Origin of the sequence: Dietzia sp. HMSC21D01 (assembly GCF_001815995.1) — a bacterium.
Taxonomy (GTDB): Bacteria; Actinomycetota; Actinomycetes; order Mycobacteriales; family Mycobacteriaceae; genus Dietzia; species Dietzia cinnamea.
Genome location: NZ_KV823741.1, coordinates 1 through 2,033, shown reverse-complemented (window position 1 = coordinate 2,033; position 2,033 = coordinate 1). Strand labels below are relative to the sequence as shown.

Here is a 2,033-nt window from a genome sequence, read left to right as displayed (position 1 = left end):
CCGGGCTCACCGCCAACGACATCGGCATCGCGACGGGCCCGGTGTCGAGGGCGGGTCCGCGGCGGGCGGGCCCCTCGGCGTGGGCGTCGACCAGTGTCTTGATCCCGGCGGTCCGGTTGGCCGCGAGCAGCGGCGAGGGTGGCGCCGTCGGGGGAGAAGGCGACGGAGTGGAACGGGCCGGTGTCGGCCTCGAGGACGGACAGGGCGGTGGGCACGGCGGGGTCGCGGAGGTCGACCAGGTGCACGCCGCCCTGCCCGGCGGCCGCGAGGACCGAGCCGTCCGGCGAGAGGTCGGCGGCGTACAGCTCGTGCCGCGGCCCGGCGCCGAGCGCGAGGGTGGCGTAGGCGGCCTCGTCGCCCGGTCGGAAGAGCCGCAGCACGCCGTCGGAGCTGACGGAGGCGACGCCCGCGCCGTCGGGCAGGGCCACGACACGCCCGGAGCCGGCGGCGGCCTCGAATCGCAGCGGGACGTCGGCGCGGCTGGTGTTGAGCAGCGCCGATCGCGCCTCGGTGGTGGGGTGGATCCGGTAGGCGGCCAGCGCGAGAGCGCGCCCTAGTCCGGGGTCGCGGCTGAACGCGGTGGTCGAGGACACCGACCCCGAGCGCGACAGGGCGACGTCGCGGGTGTGGCGGGCGTCCGCCTCCGCCCGGAGCGCGAGCACACTGGCGACCAGGGCCAGGACGGTCACCACCGCCAACGACGCCGCGAGTCCGGTCAGCGCGCGGATGCGTCTGCGGTCCCGCCGGGCCACGGACCGGTGATGCGATTCCGCGGCGGCGAGGAACTGCCTCTCCGATTCCGCCAGGTGGGAGCTGGCGACCTCGTCGTCGTCCCTCCATCTCACATAGTCGGCGGTGGCCGACGCCGGGGGCAGGGCGGCGTCGGCGCGGCCGGAGTCCTCCCAGTCGGTGGCGGCCGCGCGCACGCGGGCGAGGACGCGCAGGCCCTCGCGGTCCGCGTCGATCCAGTCGACCAGGCGCGGCCAGGAGGAGAAGAGGACCTCGTGGGTGGGGGTGACCGAGTCACCGTCCACGGTGAGGAGGCCGGCGTGGGCGAAGGGGGTGGCGACGACGAGGAGGTCCTCGGACAGCTCGGCGAGCGGGGCGTGGCGACGGACGGGTCGGGCGGAGCGGACGTCGACCAGCCGGAGGAAGAGGGCCCGGCAGTTCGCCCGTCCCGCCCGGTCGAGTTCCTGGTAGACGGACTCCGCCGACGCGCGGACGGCGCCTTCGACACCGCCCGACGAGTAGTAGTCGTCCACGGTGATACGGCGCCGTCGGCTGCGCTCCCAGCACACGAGCAGCACGTGGGACAGCAGCGGCAGCAGCGAGCGTTCGTCGGCGCCGGCGTGCGTGGGGGCGACCGCGTCGAGCAGGAGGTTCACCAGTGACGGCTCGACCGTGTAACCCAGGGACCGGGCGGGCTCGACGATGATCTCGGCCAGCTGCTCGCGGCTCGGCGGGCCGAGCACCACCGGGTCGTCGAGGGCCTCGCGCAGGACCGGCTCGGCGAGGGCGGCCTGGAAGAAGTCCGCGCGCAGCGCCAGAACGGTCGGGCGTCCGGCGGCGGCGCGGCGGCTGAGCAGGTCCAGGACGGTCGCGCGTCGTCCGGCGTCGAGATCGTCGGCCCAGATCTCCTCGAGCTGGTCCACCACCAGCAGGCCGCCGCCGTCGGCCAGTTCCGCGGTCACCTCGGACGGCCTCACGATCGCCACCCGTGCGTCGCCGTCGTCGCCGTCGACGTGATCACCGCCCCGGACCCCGCCCCCGGCGTCCCCGGCCGCCCAGCGGGGGGCGAGACCCGCCGCGAGCAGGGAGGACTTACCGGACCCGGACGCCCCCACCACCATCAGCGGCCGGACGCGCGGGGCGGCCAGTCGCCGCAGGACCTGGTCGACCTCGGCCCGGCGGCCGTGGAAGAGCGGGGCGTCCTCGGCGAGGTACGGGCGCAGGCCCACGTACGGGCTGCCGGTGTCGTCGGGCTGGGGCACCGGAGTGTGCGGCGCCGGGCGGGCGGGGGTCGGCTCCGCACC

General features: G+C 76.3%; 1 pseudogene. It reads right to left on the bottom strand.

The features are described 5' to 3' along the window. Positions 1–1,991: pseudogene (locus HMPREF3086_RS03000) on the bottom strand (AAA family ATPase); the annotation flags it as partial. Positions 1,992–2,033: the final 42 nt, after the last annotated feature.